Source organism: Halorussus sp. AFM4 (genome assembly GCF_051194995.1).
In the GTDB taxonomy this organism is placed as follows: domain Archaea; phylum Halobacteriota; class Halobacteria; order Halobacteriales; family Haladaptataceae; genus Halorussus.
Genome location: NZ_JBNTJT010000009.1, coordinates 1 through 539 on the forward strand (window position 1 = coordinate 1; position 539 = coordinate 539).

1 protein-coding gene is annotated in these 539 nt (G+C 67.0%); it reads right to left on the bottom strand.

What is annotated here, in order from left to right; genetic code table 11:
• The coding region (locus tag ACQUQF_RS25080; RefSeq protein ID WP_435182211.1) for an AMP-binding enzyme at positions 1-539 on the bottom strand (539 nt) is incomplete at both ends.

Below are 539 nucleotides of genomic sequence, written 5' to 3' on the forward strand. Positions count from 1 at the left end.
TTCCGGAGGGTGGAGGTGTTGCCGAGCTCGTCGCCGTTGGCGATGTCCTCCAGGAGCCGGCGCATGATCTTGCCCGACCGGGTCTTCGGGAGTTCGGGCGTGAACACGACCGCTTCGGGGCGGGCGATGGGGCCGATGGCGTCCTCGACGCCTTCGACGATGCGGTCGCGCATCTCGTCGTCGCCCTCGTAGCCGTCCTCCGTGATCACGTAGGCGTAGACTGCTTCGCCCTTCACGTCGTGGTCACCGCCGACGACGGCGGCCTCGGCGACGCCCTCGACGCCGACGATGGCGCTCTCGATCTCCATGGTGCCCAGGCGGTGGCCCGAGACGTTGATGACGTCGTCGACACGGCCGAGGACGGTGATGTAACCGTCGTCGTCGATCTTGGCGCCGTCTTCGGGGAAGTACACCCAGTCGTCGGGGTCGTCGCTCTCGGTGTCGGAGTACTCGGCCCAGTACTCGTCGATGTACCGTTCGTCGTTCCTGTAGAGCGTCCGGAGCATCCCCGGCCACGGCTTCTGCACCGTGAGGTAGCC